The sequence below is a fragment of the Nostoc sp. PCC 9305 genome, from assembly GCF_963920915.1.
GTDB lineage: Bacteria > Cyanobacteriota > Cyanobacteriia > Cyanobacteriales > Nostocaceae > Nostoc.
Window position 1 is genome coordinate 1 of record NZ_CAWUDN010000300.1, and the last position, 257, is coordinate 257.

1 protein-coding gene is annotated in these 257 nt (G+C 70.0%); it reads left to right on the forward strand.

What is annotated here, in order from left to right; translation table 11 throughout:
* A partial coding sequence (locus tag ACM0OX_RS35830) for a hypothetical protein (protein WP_414519978.1) occupies nt 1–257 on the forward strand: 257 nt, incomplete at both ends.

Sequence of the window (257 nt, forward strand, 5' to 3'; positions counted from 1 at the left end):
TCAACGGTGTCGAGTTCGCGGTCGCTGGCGGCTTCTGCGACAAGGTCGGCCCGGCTGCGCCGTTCGGTGAAGGTGCGGTGGTGGCCTACCTGCAGGGCAACGGTTTCATCCACCAGGTGCAGTACGGCTGGCGGCCGGCCGATGCGGCCGAGCAGCGCCGCGACCTGCCGTACCGGATCGCACCGGCGAAGGTCGCCGGCTACATGCAGGCGATCACCGCCAGCACGCTGTGCGGCGGAGCATCGCAACCCGCCTGT